Here is a 20008-nt window from a genome sequence, read left to right as displayed (position 1 = left end):
GATGGTGTTCGCCGCCCCGAACGAGGCCCTGGCGCGGGCCCGGGGCGTGCTGGAGGACGACCCGTCGCCGTGGCACGCCTCCGTGGCGCACCAGGCGATCGGGATCTGGCAGCGGGACTGGGGCGACCTCAGGCTTGCCCTGCATCATTTGCGCCGCGCCCGCGATCTCGCCGTGCGCGCACAGTCCCCGGACCGGGAGGCCGACGTCCTGGCCGCGCTCGGCGTCGCGCTGATCCACGCGGGCCGCACCCGGCAGGGTCTGGAGGCGCTGGAGCGGGGTGTCGCCGTCAGCAGCGGGCACACCCGCGCGCGGGTGCTCTTCCGCCGGGCCTACGCCTCCTGGGTGCTGGGCCGCCACCGCGAGGCGCTGGAGGACGTACGGCGGGCGATTCCCGTGCTGCGGCAGGTCGACGACGTCATCTGGACGGCGCGGGCGCTGACCCTGCGGGCCACCGTGCATCTGGCGCTCGGCGCCGTGGACCGGGCGGACGCCGACTTCGCGGCGGCCGAGGCGCTGTGGGACACCACCGGCCAGGACCACGACAAGGCGGACGTCGTGGAGAGCCGGGGTCTCGCCGCCTTCCGGCAGGGTGACGTGCCGGTCGCGCTGCGGCTGCTGGACGAGGCCGACGAGCGGTACGCCAAGCTCGGCACGCCGTCGTTCATGCTCTCCATCCGGCGCTGCGAGGTGCTGATGGCGGCCGGACTCGCCCCGGAGGCGCTCGCCGTGGCAGACGCGGCGATCGGGGCGATCGACGGCATCGGCGGGCAGTCCACCCGCAAGGCGGAGCTGCTGCTGGTCGCCGCCCGGGCGGCCCGCCTCGCGGGTGACGCCAACACCGCGATCGCGCGCGCCGCGCTGGCCGTGCGGCTGTTCGCCGGGCAGCGTCGGCCCTGGTGGGAGACGCATGCCCGGCTGGTGCTGATCGAGGCACGGTTGGCCGCCGGGCGGGCCTCGGGACGCCTGGTCGCGGAGGCGGCCGCGGTCGCCGAACGGCTCGCCTCCTTCGGCGCGCCGGCCGCTCCCGAGGCCTCCCTGCTGGCGGGCCGTATCGCGCTGTCGTTGGACTGGACGCAGGACGCGGAACGGCATCTGGCCGTCGCCGCGCGCAGCCGGCACAGCGGGCCGCCGCTGGCCCGGATGACCGGATGGGCGGCGCAGGCGCTGCGGGCCCGGGTCGCCGGTTCCCGGCGGGGCGTCCTGGAGGCGTGCCGGCGCGGGCTCGACGTGCTCGACGACCACCGGATGACGCTGGGCGCCTCGGAGCTGCGGGCCCGCGCCACCGCGCAGGGCGCGGAACTGGCCGCGCTGGCCCAGCGGGTCAGCCTGGACTCCGGCGAGCCGCGCCGGCTGCTGATGTGGAGCGAGCGCTGGCGGGCCACCGCCCTGTCCACGCCACCGGCCCGGCCGCCGGCCGATCCGGAGCTGCTCGGCCGGCTGACCGCCTTCCGGGAGATCGCCGCGCGCGCGGAGGAGGCCCGCGGCGGCGGCCGTCCCGTTCCGGCCCTGGAGCGCGAACAGCGGCGCCTGGAACGGGAGATCCGCGCCCGCACCCTGCACATGCGCGGCGCCAGGCCCGGCGCCGAGGACCGCTTCGACCCCGCCCGGCTGCTGGACCGGCTGGGCGGGACCCGGCTGGTGGAGCTCGCCGTGCTGGACGGCCGGGTGCAGGTGCTGCTGTGCGGGGACGGGCGGGTACGGCGGTTCGAGGCGGGGCTGCTCGCGGACGCCGAGGCCGAGGCGGAGCACGTGCAGGCGGGGCTGCGGCGGCTGGCCCACCCCGGCGCGGACGCGCGGCTGCCGCTGGTGGAGGCCATGGGGCGGCGCCTGGAGGAGCTGCTGCTCGGCCCGGCCGCGGCGCATCTGGGCTCCGGGCCCGTCGTGGTCGTACCGCCGGGCCGGCTGCACCGTGTGCCCTGGGCGCTGCTGCCGGCGCTGCGGGAACGGGTGCTCAGTGTGTCGCCGTCGGCGAGCGGCTGGCTGCGGGCGCGGGAGACCGAGCCGCCGCCGCGCGACCGTCATGTGCTGGTGCGCGGGCCGGGGCTGGCGACCGGTGGGGCGGAGGTGCCCGAACTCGCCGACCGGTACGGCAGGCCGACGCTGCTGGAGCACGAGGACGCGCGCGTGCCGAGGGTGTTGGCGGAGCTGGACGGGGCCGCGCTCGCGCACATCGCCGCGCACGGCACGTTCCGCGCCGACAGTCCGCTGTTCTCCTCGCTGCGGATGGCCGACGGGCCGCTGATCGTCCATGACTTCGAGCGGCTGGACCGCAGCCCGTACCGGATCATCCTCTCCAGCTGCGACACCGCACGGCTCGCCGCGGTGGGCGCCGACGAACTGCTCGGTCTGGTCACCGCGCTGCTGCCGCTGGGCACGGCCGGGGTGGTGGCGAGCAGCGCGCCGGTCAACGACCACGCGGTGGTGCCGCTGATGCTCGCGCTGCACAAGGGGCTCGCCGACGGGCTGTCCCTGGCGGAGGCGCTGCGCGACGCGCGGGCCGCGCTGCCGGACGACGCGCTGCACCAGGCGACGGGGTGGGCGTTCACGGCGTTCGGGGCGGCATGAGGAGGGCGGGGGTTGGGTGGGGGTTCCTCTGCCGTGGACGCGGCGGCTCAGGCACCATGATCGTGTGACATATGCGGTGACTGTGGACGTGCACCTCGCTCGGGGTGCCCAGGAACTCGACGCCCTGCAGCGCGAGGGCGTGATCTTCCTGCTGCGCAAGGGCCTCGACTCGATCGAGGCTATCGAGGGTCCCGACGGGATGGAGGTCGATCTGACGGACGACCTCATCGCCGTCCATCCCGAAGGAGCCCTGCTGAAGCTCTTCGTCGACGCGCCGGCGCTGGAGTTCGCCGAGGACGCGGCGCGTGAGGTCGTGGCGGAGCTGCTGGAGCGCAGTGAGTTGCTGGCGGACTGGGAGATCACGCGGTGCGAGGTGGATCTGCACCCCGATCTGCTGCAGGAGAGCCTCGACGCGGCCGACGGCCCCGACGCGCCGCCGGCCGACCCCGCCGAACGCGCGCGTCGGCACGCGGAGTTCGGACCCGCTGCCGCGCCGTCCCGGCTGGACGAGGCCGAGATCGAGGAGATGCGCGTCCGACTGCGCTCGCTCGCCCCGAGCCTGCGGGCCTTCCCGCTGTCGGCCTTCGGTTGCGCCGACGAGAAGGGAACCGTCGGCCGTGAGGCGGCGGAGGTCGCGGCCGGGGCCGTCGTCCACGCCGTCGACCTCCTCGTCGACCAGCTGTTCACGGACCTGGCGGGACTGGAGGAGGAGGGCCCGACCGTCGCCGAGAGCGACGCGCCGTTCATGATCCTCGACGACCTGCCGTCGCGGTTCGCCCTCCAGTACACGGTCCTGTTCGCGCGCCGCCTGATCGTCACGGCGATCACCCTGACCGGACGCCTCGCCCAGCCGCACTTCGGCGAACTGAGCTGTGTCGCCGAGGAGTTGCTGATGAAGTTCCTGCTCGCCCAGGCCGAGGTGACGGCCGACCTGCACGGCCTGCTCACCGAGGAGGTCGGCACGGCCCTGGAGTTCTTCACCGCCACCGTGTGCGAGGACGTCGACCACGAGTGGCTGTACGAGCCGGCCACGGACGGCCTCGGAGTGAACGACTGGTTCATCCCGTTCAACGACGACCGCCAGGTACACCCGTACGCGGCCAACGACGGCGAGGACCAGACTTAAACACCGATCACGGTTGGATCACCGATCCCGCACATCACCTACACACAAAGCCGTGCGGGCCCTACGGTCACTCCACCCGAACAACCAGGGGGACGAGATGACCAACCCGTACACCGCACCCATACCGCCGGCGCCCCGCCCGCCCGACACCCGTCCGCTCCGCAAGCGCAAGCGGGTCTGGTTCGGCGGCGCGGGGCTGTTGCTGGCGGGTGCGCTCGTGACCTCCGCCGGGGACGGCGGCCAGCAGCCCGTAGTGGCCAAGGTCAAGCCGGCGACGACCGTCACCGCGACCGTGACGGCCGCCCCCGAACCCGCGCCCACGGTCACCGAGACCGTCACCGCCAAGGCGAAGCCCGCTCCCACGGTCACCGTCACCAGGACCGCCACCACCGTCAAGTCCGCCGACACGGGCGGCGGGGATCAGGGCAGCACGGGTACGTGCTCCATCGTGTCCAACGCGGGGAACTGCTACTCGGCCGGGCAGTTCTGCCGCAACAGTGACCACGGCGCCGTCACGACGACGGCGGGCGGTGAATCGATCACCTGCGAGTACCGGTCCAACGCCTGGCGCTGGACGTACTCCTGACGACGTGCCGGGGCATGAGGGGGCGGCCTGACCCCTCCCCCGAATACCGGGGGTCAGACCGCCTGTTCGGGGGGCTCAGGCCGTCTCCGTGTCGGGGAGGTCCATGAGCCAGGGAAGGGCCGAGCGGTCGTTCGCGCCGAGGCGGGCGTAGGCGCCGTAGAGGTGGTTGCCGACCGTGCGGACGGACAGGGTCAGGCGCTCGGCGATCTGACGGTTGCTCAGGCCCGCCGCCGCGAGTGCGACGATCTGCCGCTGACGGGCGGTCAGTTCGCCCAGGACCAGGCCGGACAGGGCCGGGGTGCGCGCCCCCTGGCAGCGGCGGGCCAGGGCGACGGCACGCGTGCGTGACGTGCGCGCGGCGTGCGGGTCGCGGTGGGCCCGTACCGCCTGGGCCCGCGCCTCCGCGGCGAAGAGCAGGAAGCCGCGCTCCTCCAGCACCTCGGCCGCGCGGTCGAGTCCCGGTCCGTCGGCCTGCGCCAGCGCCTGCGCGTGCAGGGCGAACACCCCACCGGCCGGAAGGCGGTCGGCGACCTTCTCCGGGACGCCGAGCCGGACGGCGTCGTAGAGGCCGTAGGCGTCCTCAGCGCCGAACGCCTCAAGGGCCGCCCCCTCCACGTCCCCCCTGGCCACCGCCAGCCAGGCGGCGGCCCCGTCCAGGGCCGGCAGGCCCGCCAGGGCCCGCTCGGCGGTGGCCGTGTCCCCCGACTGCGCGGCGGCCAGGGCGAGTTCGGTACGGCAGGAAACGTCGCCCGGCGCCTCCCGCAGTCCCTCCCTCGCCCAGGCCGCCGCCTCCCGCAGCTCCCCCCGAAGCCGCGAGAACCGCGCGCGTACGGCCGCGTGGCCGGCCGGCACCGGCACGCCCTCCTGGGCGAGCCACTCCCCCACGGGTGCCGGCAGCGCGCGCACATCGGTCTGTTCGATCCCCCGCGTCAACGCCGCCCGCTCCGCGGCGAGCGCCGGCGCGCACTGCTCCGGCGTTCGGGCCAGGCGCCTGGCCCGCAGCCTGCCTGCCGCGGCCCGCAGCACCGGGCCGTGCAGAGGGCGGGCGAGGCGCACGGCGCCGTCGTCGTCGATGCGGATCAGATGATCGGCCTCCAGGGCTTCGAGGTCCCCGAGCTCTCCGAGGTCGAAGTCGTCCACCGCGAGCGGCAGAGGCTCCGAGAAGGCCAGCCGGGTGAGAGCCCCGCCCTGGGGGTGGTCCAGCAGCCGCGCGCCGCGCTCGCGGACGGTCGCCGTCAGCGGGAGCGGGCCGCGCCAGGTCCACTGGTCCGTCTCCGGGCAGCGGGTGAGCAGGCCGCGTTCGCGCAGGGCGTCGGCCAGGTCGCGGAGCAGACGCGGATCGCCCCGGGACAGGTGCAGCAGGCGGTTGAGGGTCAGTGGCTCCAGGGGGCCGCCGACGCCGGCCGCGAGGAGTTGCTCGGTGTCCTCACGGGGCAGCGGTTCCAGGGCGAGGCGGGGCAGCAGCTCGCCGGTCCACAGGCGGGAGACGGCACCGGGGCAGGGGACGTCGTCCGCGGCGACGACGATCAGCCGGGTACGGCCGTGCACGGCGAGCTGGTGGACGAGGGCGGCCGAGGCGTCGTCCAGGAGATGGGCGTCGTCGATCAGCAGCAGCCGTACGCCGGATAGGAGTTGGACCGCGCGGTGCAGGGAGACCGTCTCGGGCAGCAGGTGGGCGAACGCGGCGAAGGGGATGTGCCGGGTCCCGGGCGTGCCGGCCGCGCGGGCCCGGTCGCTGCCCCGGACCGCCTCGGTGACCAGCCGGGTCTTGCCGCAGCCCGCCGGGCCGGTGACCACGATGCCGAGGTGGCCGGCGGTGAGGGCGCGGCGGATCAGCTCAAGCTCGTCCTCGCGCCCGGTGAACCGCCAGGGCAGTTCGAGGGTCTTCGCGTCGCGTTCGAAGGTCGTCACGGGAGTATGAGCGCGGGTACTCAACCCTGATACAGGGTGACTTGAGTAGACCCCGACTCAGGCGCCTGTGACCCTGCTCACGGCAGTCTGTTCGGCATGACCGGACGCTACTGCAGCCTCGCGCCGCAGTCGGCCCCCGCCTTCACCCCGGGGCTGACCGCCGAGCGGCTCAGTGCGCTCGTCTCGGGACACCGGATGTGGGTCAACGGCACGGTCCTGCACTACTGCTTCTTCGACGGCGACAACGACGCGTCGGTCATTCCCGTACCCGGGACCGGGTCGGTGCGCCGGGTGTCGTGGGTCGGCACCTCGCGGCAGCGGGACGTGGTGCGCGCGTGCTTCCAGGAGTGGCGGGACCTCGGCATCGGCATCACCTTCACCGAGGTCGGCGACCGCTCGGAGGCCGAACTGCGGATCGGCTTCCAGCTCGGTGACGGCTCCTGGTCGGCGGTGGGCCGGGACGCGTTGCGGGCCGGGCAGCACGAGCGGACCATGAACTTCGGCTGGGACCTGACCGCGCCCGGGGAGCGCGGGACGGCGCTGCACGAGATCGGACACGCGCTGGGGATGCTGCACGAGCACCAGAGCCCGTTCGCCGGCATCCACTGGGACGACGAGGCCGTGTACGCGGATCTCGCGGGCCCGCCGAACTTCTGGGGCCGGGACCGGACGTACTTCAACATCCTGCGCAAGCTGGACCCGGACGAGGCCAACGGCTCCGTCTGGGACCCGCAGTCGATCATGGAGTATCCGTTCCCGGACGGGCTGATCCTGGAGCCGGAGCAGTTCCGCGGCGGTCTGCACCCGCCGGGCACGCTGTCGCCGGCCGACAAGGAGTTCGCCCTGCGCTGGTACCCGCCCACCGGCACGCGGCAACCGCCGGCCCTGGTGCCGTTCCGGTCCGTGCCGCTGGGTCTCGGGCCGGGCGAGCAGGCCGACTTCTCGATCGATCCGCCGGAGACCCGCGAGTACACCGTGGGCGCGTTCGGCGCGAGCGACACCGTCCTGGTGGTCTTCGAGGAGCGGGACGGTGAACCCCGCTACCTCGCCGGCCGGGACGACGGCGGGGAACCGCACAACGCCACGATCAGGGCCCGCCTCGTCAAGGGCCGCCGCTACTACGTCCGAGTCCGTCTGTACTCCGCGTGGGGTCCGGGGGAAACAGCGGTCATGTGCTGGTGACGGCACACGACCCGCCCCACGCGGTAGCTGGACCACTGTCCGGCGCCGGGGGAAGGTCGGAGGCACATCACCTTCGGGGGAGGGAGATGTGCCTCCGGCCCACATCGTCATTGGGTGGCGGTCACGGGAGGCCAGCAGGGCAGCGGGCCGCCGTGGCACGGGCCGTCTCGGCCAACCGGCTTCGGACGGATGCGGGTTCGAGGACCTCGGCGTCCGGGCCGAAGGGCAGGAGGCGGCGAGGGAGGGTGTTGGGCACGCCGGAGCATCAGCTCGACTGGGCGGAGTGATCGGCCTGGGCGGTGGCCCGCCCGCGGGGGTCAGGGCCGTTGCTGGCGGATGCGTTCGGCGACCGCGCTGTTCTCGGTCTCCCACCAGGGGCGTACGAGATCCGGCGACGGGTCGGCCGACTCGGTGGGCGCCGCCGGGATCAGCTCCGTGGCCAGGCGGCGGTCCAGTGCCACCGTCTCGGCGCGTTCCGTGCGGAACCACTGGACGAGGATCGCGAGGAGGAAGGGCAGCGCCACGAGTTCGGCGATGCTGATCATCGCGCCGCCGCCGACCTGCTGGTCCTGCTGGACGTCGGGTGACCAGGCCGGGGCGTGGTGCAGGTACCAGGCGCCGGCGATGAGGGTGCCGTGGGTCATCACCACGATGCCCGGTACGGCGTCGACGATCCCGTCGAGGAAGACCAGCGCCGCCCGCACGGGGTGGGTGCACCACGCGGGCAGCGTCTCCTCGCGGGTGAGCACCGGCACGACGAACAGGCTGCCGGCGAGCAGCAGGTGGAGGTACATCAGCTGGTGCAGCCAGTTGTCGCGCAGGGCGGTCTCGAAGTACGGCGTGAAGTACACCGTCAGTTCGGTGACCAGCACGAGGGCGGTGCTGACCAGCGGGAAGGTGAGCAGGCGGACCACGCGCCCGGTCATCGCGCGCCGCAGGCGAGCGGCGGACGGCTCGGGCAGGGCGTCGACGGCCAGGCGCAGCGGGTCGCCGAGCGCCAGGCCGAGCGGTGCGACCAGGTCCAGGAGGATGTTCTGCACCGCCGCCGGCCAGAACAGCACGTGGTCGTACACGGCGAGGGCCGACATCGTGGCCACGACGAGCGTGCCGAGGCCGAGCAGCACGAACGCGGCGAGTCGCGCCGCCGGCCAGTGCTCGCCCCGCCTCCGCAACCGCAGTACGCCCCAGCCGTACAGACCGCCGAGCAGGGCCACGACCAGCAGGGCGGGCACGTCGAGTTGCCATGAGGACAGCAGCCGTCCCACGGTGAGCTCCGGTGGGCTCGACATCGCGCACTCCCTCCACGGCATCCGACCAGACCCGGCCAGGGACTCTACGCCGTGCGTGGAGGGCCGGGCGGACGGCGGCCGGTGCGGGGCCGGTCGTCATACCGATCTCTTGCCGAGTCCTTACCGAGAATCGCAAAGGGGGAGGTTCAGGCCAGGGATCGACTACGCTGACCGCCGGCCTCAGGGGGAGAGATGATCGACGCGCGTCGGCTGCTGGTCGCCGGAGTGACGGCACTGCTCGTGGCGGGGCTCGCGGCGTGCGGGGGCGGGTCCGGCGACTCCGGGCAGAGCGGTGCCGCCAAGGCGGCCCAGGCGAGCCCGGACGGCGTCCGGGGCCTGAAGGACACCGTCCGCCACGTCTCCCGGAAGACCGTCTACGCCACCCGCCCCCATCTCGTCCGGAGGTGCCGGCCCGCCACCAGGCAGGTCCGGCACACCTCACGGTCGGGCAGCGGCACCCACCGGACGACCCGCGTCTGGTACACCACCGAGCACTACCAGAGCTGTACGCAGGTCCGGAAGGGCACGGAGAGGTACCGGCGGGTCGTCCGCCAGGAGCGGTGGTGCGTGAGCCTGGACGACGTCGACGGCGTCAGGACGCAGGACGACGTCTGGTACGAGGTCGACCGGCAGACCTACGGTCAGGTGCTGGACGCCGGGGACCACGCGCCCGTGCGGTTCGTCCCGGCCGGCACCGGCTGCTGACCGCCTCTCACGAGGCCACCCGGTCGTCGACGGCGTCGGGGTGTGCGAGCCCGAGGTGGTGGCGCAGGGTGGGACCCTCGTACTCGGTGCGGAAGACGCCCTGTTCCTGCAGCAGCGGGACGACCTTGTCGGCGAAGTCGTCCAGGCCGCCGGGGGTGATGTGCGGGACGAGGATGAACCCGTCGCTGGCGTCGGCCTGGACGTAGTCGTTGATGGTCCTGGCGATGGTCGCCGGGGAACCGACGAAGGTCTGCCGGGTGCCGGTGTTGATGACCAGGTCGCGGATGGACCAGTTGTTGGCGGCGGCCAGTTCGCGCCACTCGCGGGCGGTGGCCAGCGGGTCGCGGTACATCCGCACCTGGGCGCGGCCCTTGGAGATGTGGTCGTCGCTGACGTCCGGGTCGATGTCGGGCAGCGGGCCCTCCGGGTCGTAGGAGGACAGGTCCCGGTTCCAGACGAACTCCAGGTGCTTGATGGCGGTGGCCCCGCTGACCTGCTGGCGGCGCACCTCCCTGGCGAGTTCCTCCGCCTCGGCGTCGGTGTCGGCGAGCGCGAAGGAGGCGGCGGGCAGGATCAGCAACTGGTCATGGCGGCGGCCGTACTTGGCGAGACGGTTCTTGACGTCCGTGTAGAAGGCCTGGCCATCGGTCAGGGTGGCGTACCGGCTGAAGATGGCGTCGGCGGAGGAGGCGGCGAACTCGCGGCCCTCCTCGGAGTCACCGGCCTGGAAGATGACGGGACGGCCCTGCGGGGAGCGCGGGACGTTGAACTGGCCGTGGATGTCGAAGTGCTGACCCGTGTGCACGAAGGAGCCGGCCTTCGCGTCCCGCAGGAAGACGCCGGTGGCCTGGTCGGCGACGATCTCGTCGCCGTGCCAGGAGTCGAAGAGTTCGTTCGCGGTGGCCAGGAACTCCTTGGCGCGGGAGTAGCGCTCCGTCTGCGGGAGGAAGCCGCCGCGGCGGAAGTTCTCGCCGGTGAAGGCGTCCCAGGAAGTGACGACGTTCCAGGCGGAGCGGCCGCCGGAGAGGTGGTCGAGGCTGGCGAACTGGCGGGCCACCTCGTAGGGCTCGTTGAAGGTGGAGTTGATGGTGCCGGTCAGCCCGAGGTGCTCGGTGACGGCGGCGAGAGCGGCGAGGACGGTGAAGGTGTCGGGGCGGCCGACCACGTCCAAGTCGTAGATCTTCCCGCCCTGTTCGCGCAGGCGCAGGCCCTCGGCGAGGAACAGGAAGTCGAACTTCGCTCGTTCGGCGGTCCGCGCGAAGTGCGCGAAGGAGCTGAACTCGATGTGGCTGCCGGCCCGCGGGTCGCTCCACACGGTGGTGTTGTTGACGCCCGGGAAGTGCGCGGCCAGATGGATCTGCTTCAGCGGCTTGCTCATGATCTTTGCGGTTCCTTCCGGCTCAGGCGGCGGCGTAGCGGTTGGCGGGGCGGGCGAGGCCCAGCAGGCCGCGCAGGGTGTCGGCCTCGTAGGCGGTGCGGAACAGGCCCCGGCGCTGGAGTTCGGGGACCAGGCCGCGGGTGACGGCGGGCAGGTCGTGCCCGGCGACGGCGGGCCGCAGCCGGAATCCCGTCAGGCCCTCCGCCGCGAACTCCTCCAACAAATCAGCGAGTTGGGCGGGCGTACCGGCGAAGACACGGGCGTCGCTGGTGTACGGCTCCCCCGCGAGGGCGTCGAGACGTGCGCGGCGGTCCTCCGCGGCGGCCTGCTCGTCGTCCAGGAAGACCACCAAGTCGCCGAAGACGTGCACGAGTTCACCGGCGCGTCCGGCCGCTTCCTGCTCGGCGCGGATCTCGGCGACGATCGCCCGTGCGTCCCCGGCGTCCTGCGGGGTGACGTAGCCGACGTCGGCCTGGCGGGCCACCAGCCGGTAGGGCACGCTCTGGTGGGCGAGGGCGGTGACCAGCGGCTGGCCCTGCGGCGGGCGCGGGGTGATGGAGGGGCCCTTGACGCTGAAGTGCCTGCCCTCGAAGTCGATGTAGTGCAGCTTGTCGCGGTCGACGAAGCGGCCGGTGGCGACGTCACGGATCTCGGCGTCGTCCTCCCAGCTGTCCCAGAGCCGGCGCACGACCTCGACGTGGTCGGCGGCCTCGTCGAAGAGGTCGGTCAGCCGCTCCTGTCCGGCCGGGGTCCGCAGCTCCTCCAGGCTGATCGGCGGGAAGGTGCGGCGGCCGAAGTGGTCGGCCTCGTGCGGCCGGGCGGAGATCTGCACCCGCAGACCCGCGCGGCCGGTGCTGACGTAGTCGAGGGTGGCGATCGCCTTGGAGATGTGGAACGGCTCCGTGTGGGTGGCGATCACGGTCGGGACCAGACCGATGTGCCGGGTCAGGGGTGCGATGCGGGAGGCGGTGAGTACGGCGTCGAGGCGGCCGCGCACCTGGTCGGTGCGACCGTCCGGTTCGCCGTAGTTGGAGGACTGCAGGCCCAGGCCGTCCTCGAAGGTGACGAAGTCGAGCAGGCCGCGTTCGGCCTCGGCGACCAGGTCGGCCCAGTAGCCGGCGGTGAACAGGTCCCGGGGACGGGCGACTTGCTCACGCCAGGAGGCGGGATGCCAGCCGGTGCCGTCGAGGGCGACGGCGAGGTGCAGAGGAGAAGCGGGAGTTGCGGACACGAGGGTGCCTTCCTGGAGGTCCGTACGCGATCGCCGGCCCGCGGGAGTCGGGGCGCACGGCGGCTGGGGAAACGGGGTCAGGAGCTACAGAGGGAGCCGGCCACGCGCTGGAGGTCGATGTGGGGCCGGGAGTGGAGGCGGACGGCACGCAGGACACGTGTCACTCGGACCACCTCCGCTCGGTACATCACGCTCGACACGTCACGCTTGACACATCACGCTCGACAAGGACAACGGCACGGCTATGCCGTTTCTTCCAGCGCGGCGGCCCCGGTGTGCCGGACGAGCGAGAAGACGGTACGGCGGCGCAGGGTGAACCCGATCGACTCGTACAGCCGGATCGCGTTCACGTTGGTGGCCGCGGCGTGCAGGAAGGGGCGTTCGCCGCGCTCCTTGATGCCGGCGGCGACGGCGCGGACCAGACGGGTGGCCAGGCCCCGGCCGCGGTGGGCGGGGTCGGTGCACACGGCGCTGATCTCCGTCCAGCCCGGCGGGTGCAGCCGCTCGCCGGCCAGGGCGATCAGCCGGCCCTCGTGGCGGATGCCGAGGTAGGTGCCCAGTTCGACGGTGCGGGGCAGATAGGGGCCCGGCTCGGTGCGGGCGACCAGGTCGAGGATCTCGGGCACGTCGTCGGGCCCGAGTCGTACGGCCTCGGGGTCGGGCTCGGCGCGCAGGTGGGTGTCGACGAGCTGGACGCCGTGCCCGGTGCGTACGACCTCCCAGCCCTCCGCCGCCTCGGTCACGCCCCGTACCGCGGCGGTGCCGCCGGGGCCGACGAGTGCGGCGAGGTCGGCCCAGGCGCGCGGGTCGTCCTCGTCGGAGAGGGCGTGGAAAGGGGCCACGTCCGGCCGGTAGCGGACGGCGTGGCCGACACGCTCGGCGAAGCGGGCGTGCGGGCCGGTGAGCGCGGCCCAGGCGGGGTTGTCCAGGAGGTGCGAGGAGTGGGCGTCGAGGGTGATGACGGACATGGTGTGGCGGTCTCCGGTGTGCGGCTCGGGGGGTCCGGTGCGGGGACTCCGCCGCGGGGCGGCGGCGGAGTCCCCGGGGCGCGGCGGTCAGGAGTTGTCGAGCGGCAGTCCGGGCGGGTTGACCTCGGACTTGGCGACGGCCTCGTTGGAGAGGTTGTAGGCCTTGAGCCACTCGGCGTACTGACCGTTCTTGATCAGGTAGTTGATGGCGTCCGCGAGCGGCTTGGCCAGGCCGCTGCCCTTCTTCGCGGTGGCCGCGATCAGACCCTGCAGGCTCGCGCCCGCACCGGAGTAAGTGCCCGCCGTCCGCGTGGCGTTGGGCGTGTTCGCGACCTGGCGGTTGTGGTACGCGATGCCGGGGTTGGGCCCGAAGTAGGCGTCGATCTTGCCGCTGGACAGGGCCAGGTAGACGCTGTTGCTGTCCTGGAAGTACTTGACGGTGAGCTTCTTGCCCTCCTTGGCCAGCTTGGCCTTCCACTCCAGGAGGATCTTCTCCTGGTTGGTGCCGGAGCCCACGGAGACCGTCTTGCCGGCGAGGTTCTCGTAGGTGCCGTCGAAGTTCCAGGTGCTCTTCTTCGGCACGGTGAAGGCGAGGTTGTCCTGCCGGTAGGAGGCGAACTCGTACTTCTTCTTGCGCTCCTCGGTGTCGGTGACGTTGGAGAAGGCCACGTCGACCTTGCCGCTGTCGATGCCGACGAAGAGGTTCTCCCAGGTGGAGTTCTTCACCTCCGGCTGGAGGCCGAGGACCGCGGCGACCAGGCGGCCGAAGTCGGGTTCGGCGCCGGTGAGGGTCTTCTGGTCGCTGCCCACGTAGGCCAGCGGCGGGAAGCCGGCCGGCAGGGCGCCGATGCCGATCTCCAGCTTGCCGCTCTTCTTGACGGCGGCGGGCAGTTCGGCGCTGATGGACTTGACCTCGGAGACCTTGATGGAGGTCTGCTGGGCGGCGCCGTTGGAGACCTGGCCGACGACGACCTCGCCGGTCTTGGCGGCGGCCTGGGTGGAGGTGGCCGCGTCGCTGTTGCCACCGCAGGCGGCGAGCCCGGTGGCCAGGGAGGCGACGGCGGTCGCCGCGGTGATGCCGCGTATCAGGCTGCGTCGGGTGAACTGGGTGGGCATGGCCGTTCCTTGTCGCTGGAGGTGATGAGAGAGGCGTGGGGGGAGGTCTGAGGGGTGCGGCGGGTCCGGCGGGTCAGAGGACCTTGCTGAGGAAGTCCCTGGTCCGCTCGTGCCGCGGGTTGTCGAGGACCTCGGAGGGCGGGCCCTGCTCGACGATCCGGCCGCCGTCGATGAAGACGACCCGGTCGGCGATCTCGCGGGCGAAGCCGATCTCGTGGGTGACGATGACGAGGGTGGTGCCGCTGGTCGCCAGGTCCTTGATGACGGCGAGCACCTCGCCGACGAGTTCGGGGTCGAGGGCGGAGGTGGGCTCGTCGAAGAGGATGACGCCGGGGCGCAGCGCGAGGGCGCGGGCGATGGCGACGCGCTGCTGCTGGCCGCCGGACAGCTGGCGGGGGTAGGCGGCGGTCTTGTCGGCGAGACCGACCCGGCCGAGCAACTCGCGGGCCAGCTCCTGGGCCTCGGTCCTGCCGAGTCTGCCGGTGGCGACCGGGGCGGCGGCCACGTTGTCCAGGACGGTGAGGTGGGGGAAGAGGTTGAAGTTCTGGAAGACGAAGCCGATCCGTCCGCGCTGGGTGAGGATGGCGCGCTCGCTCAGCTCCTTGAGCCTCTCGCCCTGCCGCTTCACGCCGATCGGTTCGCCGTTGATGCTGACGTAGCCGATCTCGGGCTTCTCCAGGTGGTTGATGACCCGCAACAGGGTGGACTTGCCGGAACCGGAGGGGCCGAGGATCACGGTGACCTCGCCGGGGCGGACGGTCAGGTCGACGCCGTCCAGCACCCGGTGGGTGCCGTACCACTTGTGCACGTCGTGGACCTCGACGGTGGCGGCCTCGACGTCCGCCAGGGCTCCGAGCGTCTTGGCGGTCATACGGCGGCCTCCCGGCGGATGCGGGCCCGCAGGTCGGTGAGCCCGGTGCGGAGCTTCTGCAGCGGTGTCGGCGGCAGGCTGCGGGTGGCACCGCGGGCGTAGTGCCGCTCGACGTAGAACTGGATGACGGAGACGACGCTGGTCAGGATCAGGTACCAGACGGTGACGACCAGCAGCAGCGGCACGATGTCGCCGGGGTAGGTGGAGCCCATGGTCTGCGCGGAGCCGAACAGGTCGAGCAGGGAGACGTAGAAGACCAGCGAGGTGCCCTTGATCAGGCCGATGAGCTGGTTGACGTAGTTCGGGATGATCGAGCGCAGCGCCTGCGGAAAGACGATCTTCCGGAACTGGTAGCTCTTCGGCAGTCCGAGGGCGGCGGCCGCCTCGTGCTGGCCCTGGTCGACGGAGAGGATGCCGCCGCGGACGACCTCGGCCGCGTAGGCGGCCTCGTTGAGGCTGAGGCCGACGACGGCGACGACCATGTCGGTGGCGAGTCTCGACTCGTCGAAGGAGAAGAAGGACGGGCCGAAGGGAATGCCGACGCTCAACGTCTTGTACAGGGCGCTGAAGTTGTAGAGGAAGATCAGCACCACGATGAGCGGGACGGAGCGCAGGGCCCAGATGTACGTCCAGCTGACCGCGCGCAGCACCGGACTCCTCGACAGCCGGGCCAGGGCGAGCAGGATGCCGCCGAGGAGGCCCAACACCGCGCTGTAGGCGGTGACTTCGAGGGTGATCACCAGGCCGTCGAGGATGGTGGGGCGCAGGAACCAGTAGCCCCAGCGGTCCCACTGGTAGAACGGGTTGGTCACCAGCCCGTGCACGAACTGGGCGACCAGGACGAGCACGACCGCGGTGGCGATCCAGCGTCCGGGGCGCCGCAGCGGCAGAACTCGCTGGGCGGTGAGGGTTTTTGACGGTTCGTCGGCGGCGGAGGTCGGCGCGAGGGTTGCGGTGGCGCCAGGGGGTTCACTCATGGTGGGCTCCGGCTGGGTCGGACACCCCGGACGGCGCGGCGGCATGCGGCGGCGGACGCGACAGCGGGGTACCGGGGGCGGGAAGGACGACGGCACACCGCGTCGCGGTGTTCGTCAGGGGATGCGGGGGCTGCGGGGAGAGGTCAGCCCCGACAGCGGGCACGGCCCGATGCGGTACACAGTGCGCTGTTCACGCGGAGCAGATCGACGGTGCGATCGGCGACGAGAGGGTTCGGGTACGGCCGTACGCAGCCCTGGGGGCGGCGCGTCGCCGTCCTGGGAGCTGCGTACATGGCGTCACCGTCACTGTTCCGGCCCTGGTGGGCCTCGCGCTTACCGAAACGTCATCCGGTCCGGTCGTCACCTGGGGCACCCCACCGCGGAGCGAGGGTTGCCGGTCAGCTAGCCAGGGCTTGTCGCTGACGCTCATGACCGTTCTGAGCCGTAAGTTAAGACAACTGCCCGAACGAATGTCAACGCCGGTCCACCAGGTGGAACGGCTAACGGCTGGTGTGGGCCGCCCAGTCCAGGATCCGCACGGCCGCTCCGGCGGCCTCCAGGCCCTGGCAGTGGGCGCGGTGACGGCGTTCGATGCCGTCGAGGTCGAGGTGGCCGCCGAACGCCGGGTGGGCGGCGAGCCGGCGGGCGTAGGCCCACAGGGTGGGATGGTCGGCGATGCGCTGGACGGCGACAACGTCCAGGTGGTTGCGGTGCACGGTGTCGAGCTGGACCAGCGCGGCCCACAACTCGACGTCGGCCGCGGTGACTTCGTCGCGGATCAGGTAGGTGCGGCCGGTGAGCCAGCGGTCGAGGGCGCCGAGGGTGTCGAGCAGGGTGGTCAGTGCTGTGTCACATACCACCGCGTCCTCGCCGGCCGACCCGGCTCGCTGTGCCGCCTCCTCGATCCCCTCCCGGCACATCCGCTCCACGGCCTCGATCTCCGACTCGGCGCCGCACGGGTGGAGGGAGGTCCCGGTGGTGGAGAAACGGCGGGCGAGGTCGCGGATGATGTCCGGGGCGTGGGTGCTGACGATCCGTCCGGACCAGTCGTCGCTCAGCACCGGTCCCACGGCTGGTCCGCGGTAGCGGTGGGCGCTGGCCTCGTACAGCGGCCGCAGGGCCGAGTGGCCGCCGTCGGGGCAGTCGGGCACGGCGGGCAGGTGGGTCACCGGACAGACGGTGTCCAGGCCGAGCAGTCTGTGGGTGACGGCGATGCGCAGGCCGTCGGGACAGGCGGTCGACAGATGGAGCCGGTAGCGGCCCGGAACGGCGTAGTGGCCGCTGCGCGCGTCCCGGCCGATGCGCCCCCGGAAGGCGGGCGCGGGTCGGTCGGTGGCGTGGGCGGCCAGGGGTGCGATGGTCATGACTCTCCCCGGGAGCGGGCGCGGACGTACGTGCGGCGGAAGCGACGTCGGGCGGGAATGGGGCGGCGGTCCTGGGAACAGGGCTCACCCGTGAGCGCCGGAGGGGGGCACCCCCGAGGGGGCCGGTTCCGACGCGGGAAGGGCCGCGGCTCAGCCCTGGGGCCTGATCGCGCTGCAGACGCGCAGCAGATCGATGTGGCGGCGGGAGGTCAGAAGAGGCGAACGGACCACGCGGACGGTGACCGGTTCAAGGCGCCTCATGTTTCCCTACCTATTCACTAGGATTCCCTCAGTGAGTGTCGATCCGACCGCGAACCACGTCAAGAGGGGCGTCCCGCATCGCGGACGCCCCGGTGGACTTTCCCGGTGAGGTCAGCGGAGATGAGCGGTGTCGACAAGCTTGGTGGACCTGCCCGGCGCTGTCCGTTCGGCACCGGCCGGACCGTCATCGCCCACCAAGCCGCCGGCCGGCCGACGGAGTTCAGACAGCAGCCGCGAGCCGATGCGGGCCGGCAGCCGTGCGCCCGGAAGACGGCGGACGTCGTCGCCATGGACGGCCGCCTCCCGGTCCGTGGTGAGGTCAGAACGACCGGGGTCGTCGCAGTGCGGCCGGGGTGCCCGGCGGGCGGGGTGCCGCCCGGACCGGGTTCAGTGCAGGTCGGCGCCCGCCGGGCTGTCGTCCGTCAGGAAGCCGCCGGACTGGTGCTGCCAGAGCTTGGCGTAGGCGCCGGCGGAGGCGAGGAGTTCCTGGTGGGTGCCCTGCTCGACGATCCGGCCGCGGTCCAGGACGACGAGCTGGTCCATGCCGGCGACGGTGCTCAGCCGGTGCGCGACCACCAGCGCGGTCCGCCCCTCCATCAGCCGCCACAGCGCTTCCTGGACGAGGATCTCGCTCTCGGAGTCCAGCGCGCTGGTCGCCTCGTCGAGGAGCAGGATCGGGGCGTCCCGCAGGATCGCCCGGGCCAGCGCGACGCGTTGGCGCTGGCCTCCGGAGAGCTTCACGCCCCGTTCGCCGACCATGGTGTCGAAGCCGTCCGGCAGCGCGTCGGCGAACTCCGTGACGTGCGCCGCCCGGGCCGCGCGGCGGATCTCGGCGTCGGTGGCGTCCGGCCGGGCGAAGGCGATGTTCTCCCGCAGGGTGCGGTGGAACATCGCCGGGTCCTGCGGCACGTACGCGATCAGGCCGCGCAGGTCAGCCTGCCGCATCCGGCTGATGTCCTGGCCGCCGATCAGGATGCGGCCCGCGTCGATGTCCATCATCCGCAGCAGCAGCCGGGTCAGCGTGGTCTTGCCCCCGCCGGAACGGCCGACCAGCCCGATCTTCGTGCCGTTGGGCACGGCCAGGTCGAGGCCCTTGAAGAGCGGTTCGCCGCCGCCGTGGGTGAAGTCCACCCGTTCGAAGCGGACGTCGGCCGGTCCCGGCAGCAGCGGCTCGGGGGACGCCGGGTCGAGGACGGTGGGCGGGACCAGCAGCAGCTCGGTGAACTGCGCGGCCTCCGTCATCGAGCTCTCCAGCCGGCGGTAGATCTGGTTGAAGTCGAACATGATCTTGGTGGCGTTGGTGTAGTACGTGAAGGCGACCACGACCGCCTCCACGCCGTGTCCGCCCCCGCCGAGCGCGACCGCGAGCAACAGGCCCAGCACATTGGTCAGGACGGACATCGGCGCGACCAGGGTGTCGATGCGCAGATTGCCGTAGTCCCACGACCTGAGCATGAGCCGGCGCGAGTGGGCGACCCGCCTGCGGTGCTCGGCGGCCTCGCGCCGCTCGGCGGCGAAGGCGCGGACCGTCTCCATGTTCATCAGGCTGTCGGCGACATGGCCCGACACCCGGGCGATCGCCTCCTCGCGCTGGTCGACGATGGCCTGACGGCGCCGGATGAGCGGCGCGACGCCCAGCGCCGTCACCGCGATCATCACCAGCAGCCCGACGACGAGCCACGGTTCGTAGCGCCACAGCACCACCGAGCCGAACAGCAGCGGTACGAGGCTGCCCACGATGTTGAAGGTGAGGGTGTCGGCGAACTCCTCGAAGCGGGAGGCGAAGCTGAGCACCCTCTTGGTCAGCGCGCCGGCGAAGTTGTCGTGGAAGAACGCCGCGTCCTTGGCGAACAGTTCGTCCATGCCGAGGACGTAGAGGTGCTCGACGCCGAGGGCGTCCAGCCGGTTGAGGCAGTGCAGCCCGACACGCCACACCCCCTCCGCGAGCAGCATCACACCGGCGAAGACGAGAACGTACGGCAGGGTCGCGCCGAGCCCGATGCCGCGGTCGTCGGAGATACGGGCGACGAGCTTGGCGACGACCAGCGGCGCGAGGTAGTTGAGGCCGATGTTGCCGAGGGCGGGCAGCAGCAGCGCGGGCACCGTCATCCGGCGCAGCCGGGACAGCTCCCGTCCGTAGTAACGAAGGGCGAGGAGCACGGAGCCCCTGCGCGGCGCGGCCGCGCGAGCATCGGTTAATCCCATTCCGATCCTGAGTGGTCGCGAGTGCGGGCAGGTCAGGCATGGGAGTGTCCCAAGAACAAACCCATCCGGTCCAAGCGTTTTCCGGGCAGACCCGTGCGGGGATCGAAAAAACAGCGGGCCTGCCGTCATCGGCAGACCCGCTGTGCATCACCGTCGGGACGACAGGATTTGAACCTATGCGACCCCTTGACCCCCAGTTGCAGAGCCCCTGAACCCGACGCCGCGGAGCGCTTGCTCGATGCCACGCTGTGGACATGCTCGAGGATCCTGCT

18 protein-coding genes and 1 riboswitch are annotated in these 20008 nt (G+C 72.3%); of the genes, 5 read left to right on the top strand and 13 right to left on the bottom strand.

All coding sequences use genetic code 11. The features are described from left to right. Position 1 precedes the first annotated feature (1 nt). The 3 genes from MKW14_RS03345 to MKW14_RS03335 all read left to right on the top strand — a co-directional run bounded on the left by MKW14_RS03345 (position 2) and on the right by MKW14_RS03335 (position 4278). The gene (locus tag MKW14_RS03345; RefSeq protein WP_240858933.1) at positions 2-2566 is read left to right on the top strand and encodes a CHAT domain-containing protein; all 2565 of its coding nucleotides are present in this window, start codon (positions 2-4) and stop codon (positions 2564-2566) included. A 64-nt stretch (positions 2567-2630) separates the two neighbouring features. Then, positions 2631-3692 (top strand): hypothetical protein, encoded by a 1062-nt coding sequence (locus MKW14_RS03340; protein ID WP_240858657.1) that lies wholly within the window; start codon positions 2631-2633, stop codon positions 3690-3692. A 97-nt stretch (positions 3693-3789) separates the two neighbouring features. Beyond that, positions 3790-4278 (top strand): hypothetical protein, encoded by a 489-nt coding sequence (locus MKW14_RS03335; protein WP_240858656.1) that lies wholly within the window; start codon positions 3790-3792, stop codon positions 4276-4278. A 75-nt stretch (positions 4279-4353) separates the two neighbouring features. Here MKW14_RS03335 and MKW14_RS03330 read toward each other — a convergent pair whose 3' ends face one another. Then, positions 4354-6189, bottom strand: a complete 1836-nt coding sequence (locus MKW14_RS03330; RefSeq protein ID WP_240858654.1) for a LuxR family transcriptional regulator AbsR2 — start codon at positions 6187-6189, stop codon at positions 4354-4356. A 96-nt stretch (positions 6190-6285) separates the two neighbouring features. Here MKW14_RS03330 and absR1 point away from each other — a divergent pair, with 96 nt between their 5' ends. Further along, positions 6286-7371, top strand: coding sequence for a beta-glucuronidase AbsR1 (absR1, locus tag MKW14_RS03325; protein ID WP_240858653.1), 1086 nt, complete (start codon positions 6286-6288; stop codon positions 7369-7371). 121 nt (positions 7372-7492) lie between these two features. On the opposite strand, the gene MKW14_RS03320 is transcribed toward absR1, so the two are convergent. Both MKW14_RS03320 and MKW14_RS03315 read right to left on the bottom strand, forming a co-directional pair. Continuing rightward, positions 7493-7627, bottom strand: a complete 135-nt coding sequence (locus MKW14_RS03320) for a WCX domain-containing protein (RefSeq protein WP_240858652.1) — start codon at positions 7625-7627, stop codon at positions 7493-7495. Positions 7628-7688: 61 nt separating this feature from the next. Next, positions 7689-8660: a cytochrome c oxidase assembly protein gene (locus MKW14_RS03315; protein WP_240858651.1), complete on the bottom strand. Its 972-nt coding sequence runs from the start codon at positions 8658-8660 to the stop codon at positions 7689-7691. Positions 8661-8852: 192 nt separating this feature from the next. Here MKW14_RS03315 and MKW14_RS03310 point away from each other — a divergent pair, with 192 nt between their 5' ends. After that, a complete protein-coding gene (locus MKW14_RS03310; protein ID WP_240858649.1) occupies positions 8853-9365 on the top strand; it encodes a hypothetical protein in 513 nt (170 codons plus the stop codon). 7 nt (positions 9366-9372) lie between these two features. On the opposite strand, the gene MKW14_RS03305 is transcribed toward MKW14_RS03310, so the two are convergent. The 10 genes from MKW14_RS03305 to MKW14_RS03270 all read right to left on the bottom strand — a co-directional run bounded on the left by MKW14_RS03305 (position 9373) and on the right by MKW14_RS03270 (position 19736). Next, entirely contained in the window at positions 9373-10743 is a 1371-nt protein-coding gene (locus MKW14_RS03305; protein ID WP_240858648.1) for an NtaA/DmoA family FMN-dependent monooxygenase, read from the bottom strand. A gap of 22 nt (positions 10744-10765) precedes the next feature. Continuing rightward, on the bottom strand, positions 10766-11974 hold the full coding sequence (locus tag MKW14_RS03300) for an LLM class flavin-dependent oxidoreductase (RefSeq protein WP_240858647.1): 1209 nt from the start codon (positions 11972-11974) through the stop codon (positions 10766-10768). 77 nt (positions 11975-12051) lie between these two features. Continuing rightward, positions 12052-12162 carry a putative leader peptide gene (locus tag MKW14_RS41480; RefSeq protein WP_374116530.1) on the bottom strand — a complete coding sequence of 37 codons (111 nt, stop codon included), beginning with the start codon at positions 12160-12162 and terminating at the stop codon, positions 12052-12054. A 54-nt stretch (positions 12163-12216) separates the two neighbouring features. Beyond that, positions 12217-12942, bottom strand: a complete 726-nt coding sequence (locus MKW14_RS03295) for a GNAT family N-acetyltransferase (RefSeq protein WP_240858646.1) — start codon at positions 12940-12942, stop codon at positions 12217-12219. Positions 12943-13029: 87 nt separating this feature from the next. Next, positions 13030-14058, bottom strand: a complete 1029-nt coding sequence (locus tag MKW14_RS03290) for a transporter substrate-binding domain-containing protein (RefSeq protein ID WP_240858644.1) — start codon at positions 14056-14058, stop codon at positions 13030-13032. Between the two features lie 73 nt (positions 14059-14131). Next, a complete protein-coding gene (locus MKW14_RS03285; RefSeq protein WP_240858641.1) occupies positions 14132-14929 on the bottom strand; it encodes an amino acid ABC transporter ATP-binding protein in 798 nt (265 codons plus the stop codon). Continuing rightward, positions 14926-15906 carry an amino acid ABC transporter permease gene (locus MKW14_RS03280; protein WP_240858640.1) on the bottom strand — a complete coding sequence of 327 codons (981 nt, stop codon included), beginning with the start codon at positions 15904-15906 and terminating at the stop codon, positions 14926-14928. The genes MKW14_RS03285 and MKW14_RS03280 overlap by 4 nt, the downstream gene beginning before the upstream one ends. A gap of 324 nt (positions 15907-16230) precedes the next feature. Then, a riboswitch (SAM riboswitch) is annotated at positions 16231-16340 on the bottom strand. 66 nt (positions 16341-16406) lie between these two features. Further along, the gene (locus tag MKW14_RS03275) at positions 16407-17270 is read right to left on the bottom strand and encodes a glutathione S-transferase C-terminal domain-containing protein (RefSeq protein WP_240858639.1); all 864 of its coding nucleotides are present in this window, start codon (positions 17268-17270) and stop codon (positions 16407-16409) included. Between the two features lie 150 nt (positions 17271-17420). Then, a complete protein-coding gene (locus MKW14_RS41475; protein WP_355756035.1) occupies positions 17421-17531 on the bottom strand; it encodes a putative leader peptide in 111 nt (36 codons plus the stop codon). A 387-nt stretch (positions 17532-17918) separates the two neighbouring features. Further along, the gene (locus tag MKW14_RS03270) at positions 17919-19736 is read right to left on the bottom strand and encodes an ABC transporter ATP-binding protein (protein WP_240858638.1); all 1818 of its coding nucleotides are present in this window, start codon (positions 19734-19736) and stop codon (positions 17919-17921) included. Between the last annotated feature and the right edge of the window lie 272 nt (positions 19737-20008).

Origin of the sequence: Streptomyces gilvus, from assembly GCF_022513565.1 — a bacterium.
In the GTDB taxonomy this organism is placed as follows: Bacteria; Actinomycetota; Actinomycetes; order Streptomycetales; family Streptomycetaceae; genus Streptomyces; species Streptomyces gilvus.
This window is presented reverse-complemented; position numbering and strand designations above follow the sequence as displayed.

Coding starts and splice junctions, on each gene's coding strand:
- MKW14_RS03345 (WP_240858933.1), top strand. CDS start 2: ATGGTGTTCGCCGCCCCGAACGAGGCCCTGGCGCGGGCCCGGGGCGTG.
- MKW14_RS03335 (WP_240858656.1), top strand. CDS start 3,790: ATGACCAACCCGTACACCGCACCCATACCGCCGGCGCCCCGCCCGCCC.
- absR1 (WP_240858653.1), top strand. CDS start 6,286: ATGACCGGACGCTACTGCAGCCTCGCGCCGCAGTCGGCCCCCGCCTTC.
- MKW14_RS03315 (WP_240858651.1), bottom strand. CDS start 8,660: ATGTCGAGCCCACCGGAGCTCACCGTGGGACGGCTGCTGTCCTCATGG.
- MKW14_RS03310 (WP_240858649.1), top strand. CDS start 8,853: ATGATCGACGCGCGTCGGCTGCTGGTCGCCGGAGTGACGGCACTGCTC.
- MKW14_RS03305 (WP_240858648.1), bottom strand. CDS start 10,743: ATGAGCAAGCCGCTGAAGCAGATCCATCTGGCCGCGCACTTCCCGGGC.
- MKW14_RS41480 (WP_374116530.1), bottom strand. CDS start 12,162: ATGTACCGAGCGGAGGTGGTCCGAGTGACACGTGTCCTGCGTGCCGTC.
- MKW14_RS03295 (WP_240858646.1), bottom strand. CDS start 12,942: ATGTCCGTCATCACCCTCGACGCCCACTCCTCGCACCTCCTGGACAAC.
- MKW14_RS03290 (WP_240858644.1), bottom strand. CDS start 14,058: ATGCCCACCCAGTTCACCCGACGCAGCCTGATACGCGGCATCACCGCG.
- MKW14_RS03285 (WP_240858641.1), bottom strand. CDS start 14,929: ATGACCGCCAAGACGCTCGGAGCCCTGGCGGACGTCGAGGCCGCCACC.
- MKW14_RS03280 (WP_240858640.1), bottom strand. CDS start 15,906: ATGAGTGAACCCCCTGGCGCCACCGCAACCCTCGCGCCGACCTCCGCC.
- MKW14_RS03275 (WP_240858639.1), bottom strand. CDS start 17,270: ATGACCATCGCACCCCTGGCCGCCCACGCCACCGACCGACCCGCGCCC.
- MKW14_RS41475 (WP_355756035.1), bottom strand. CDS start 17,531: ATGAGGCGCCTTGAACCGGTCACCGTCCGCGTGGTCCGTTCGCCTCTT.
- MKW14_RS03270 (WP_240858638.1), bottom strand. CDS start 19,736: ATGGGATTAACCGATGCTCGCGCGGCCGCGCCGCGCAGGGGCTCCGTG.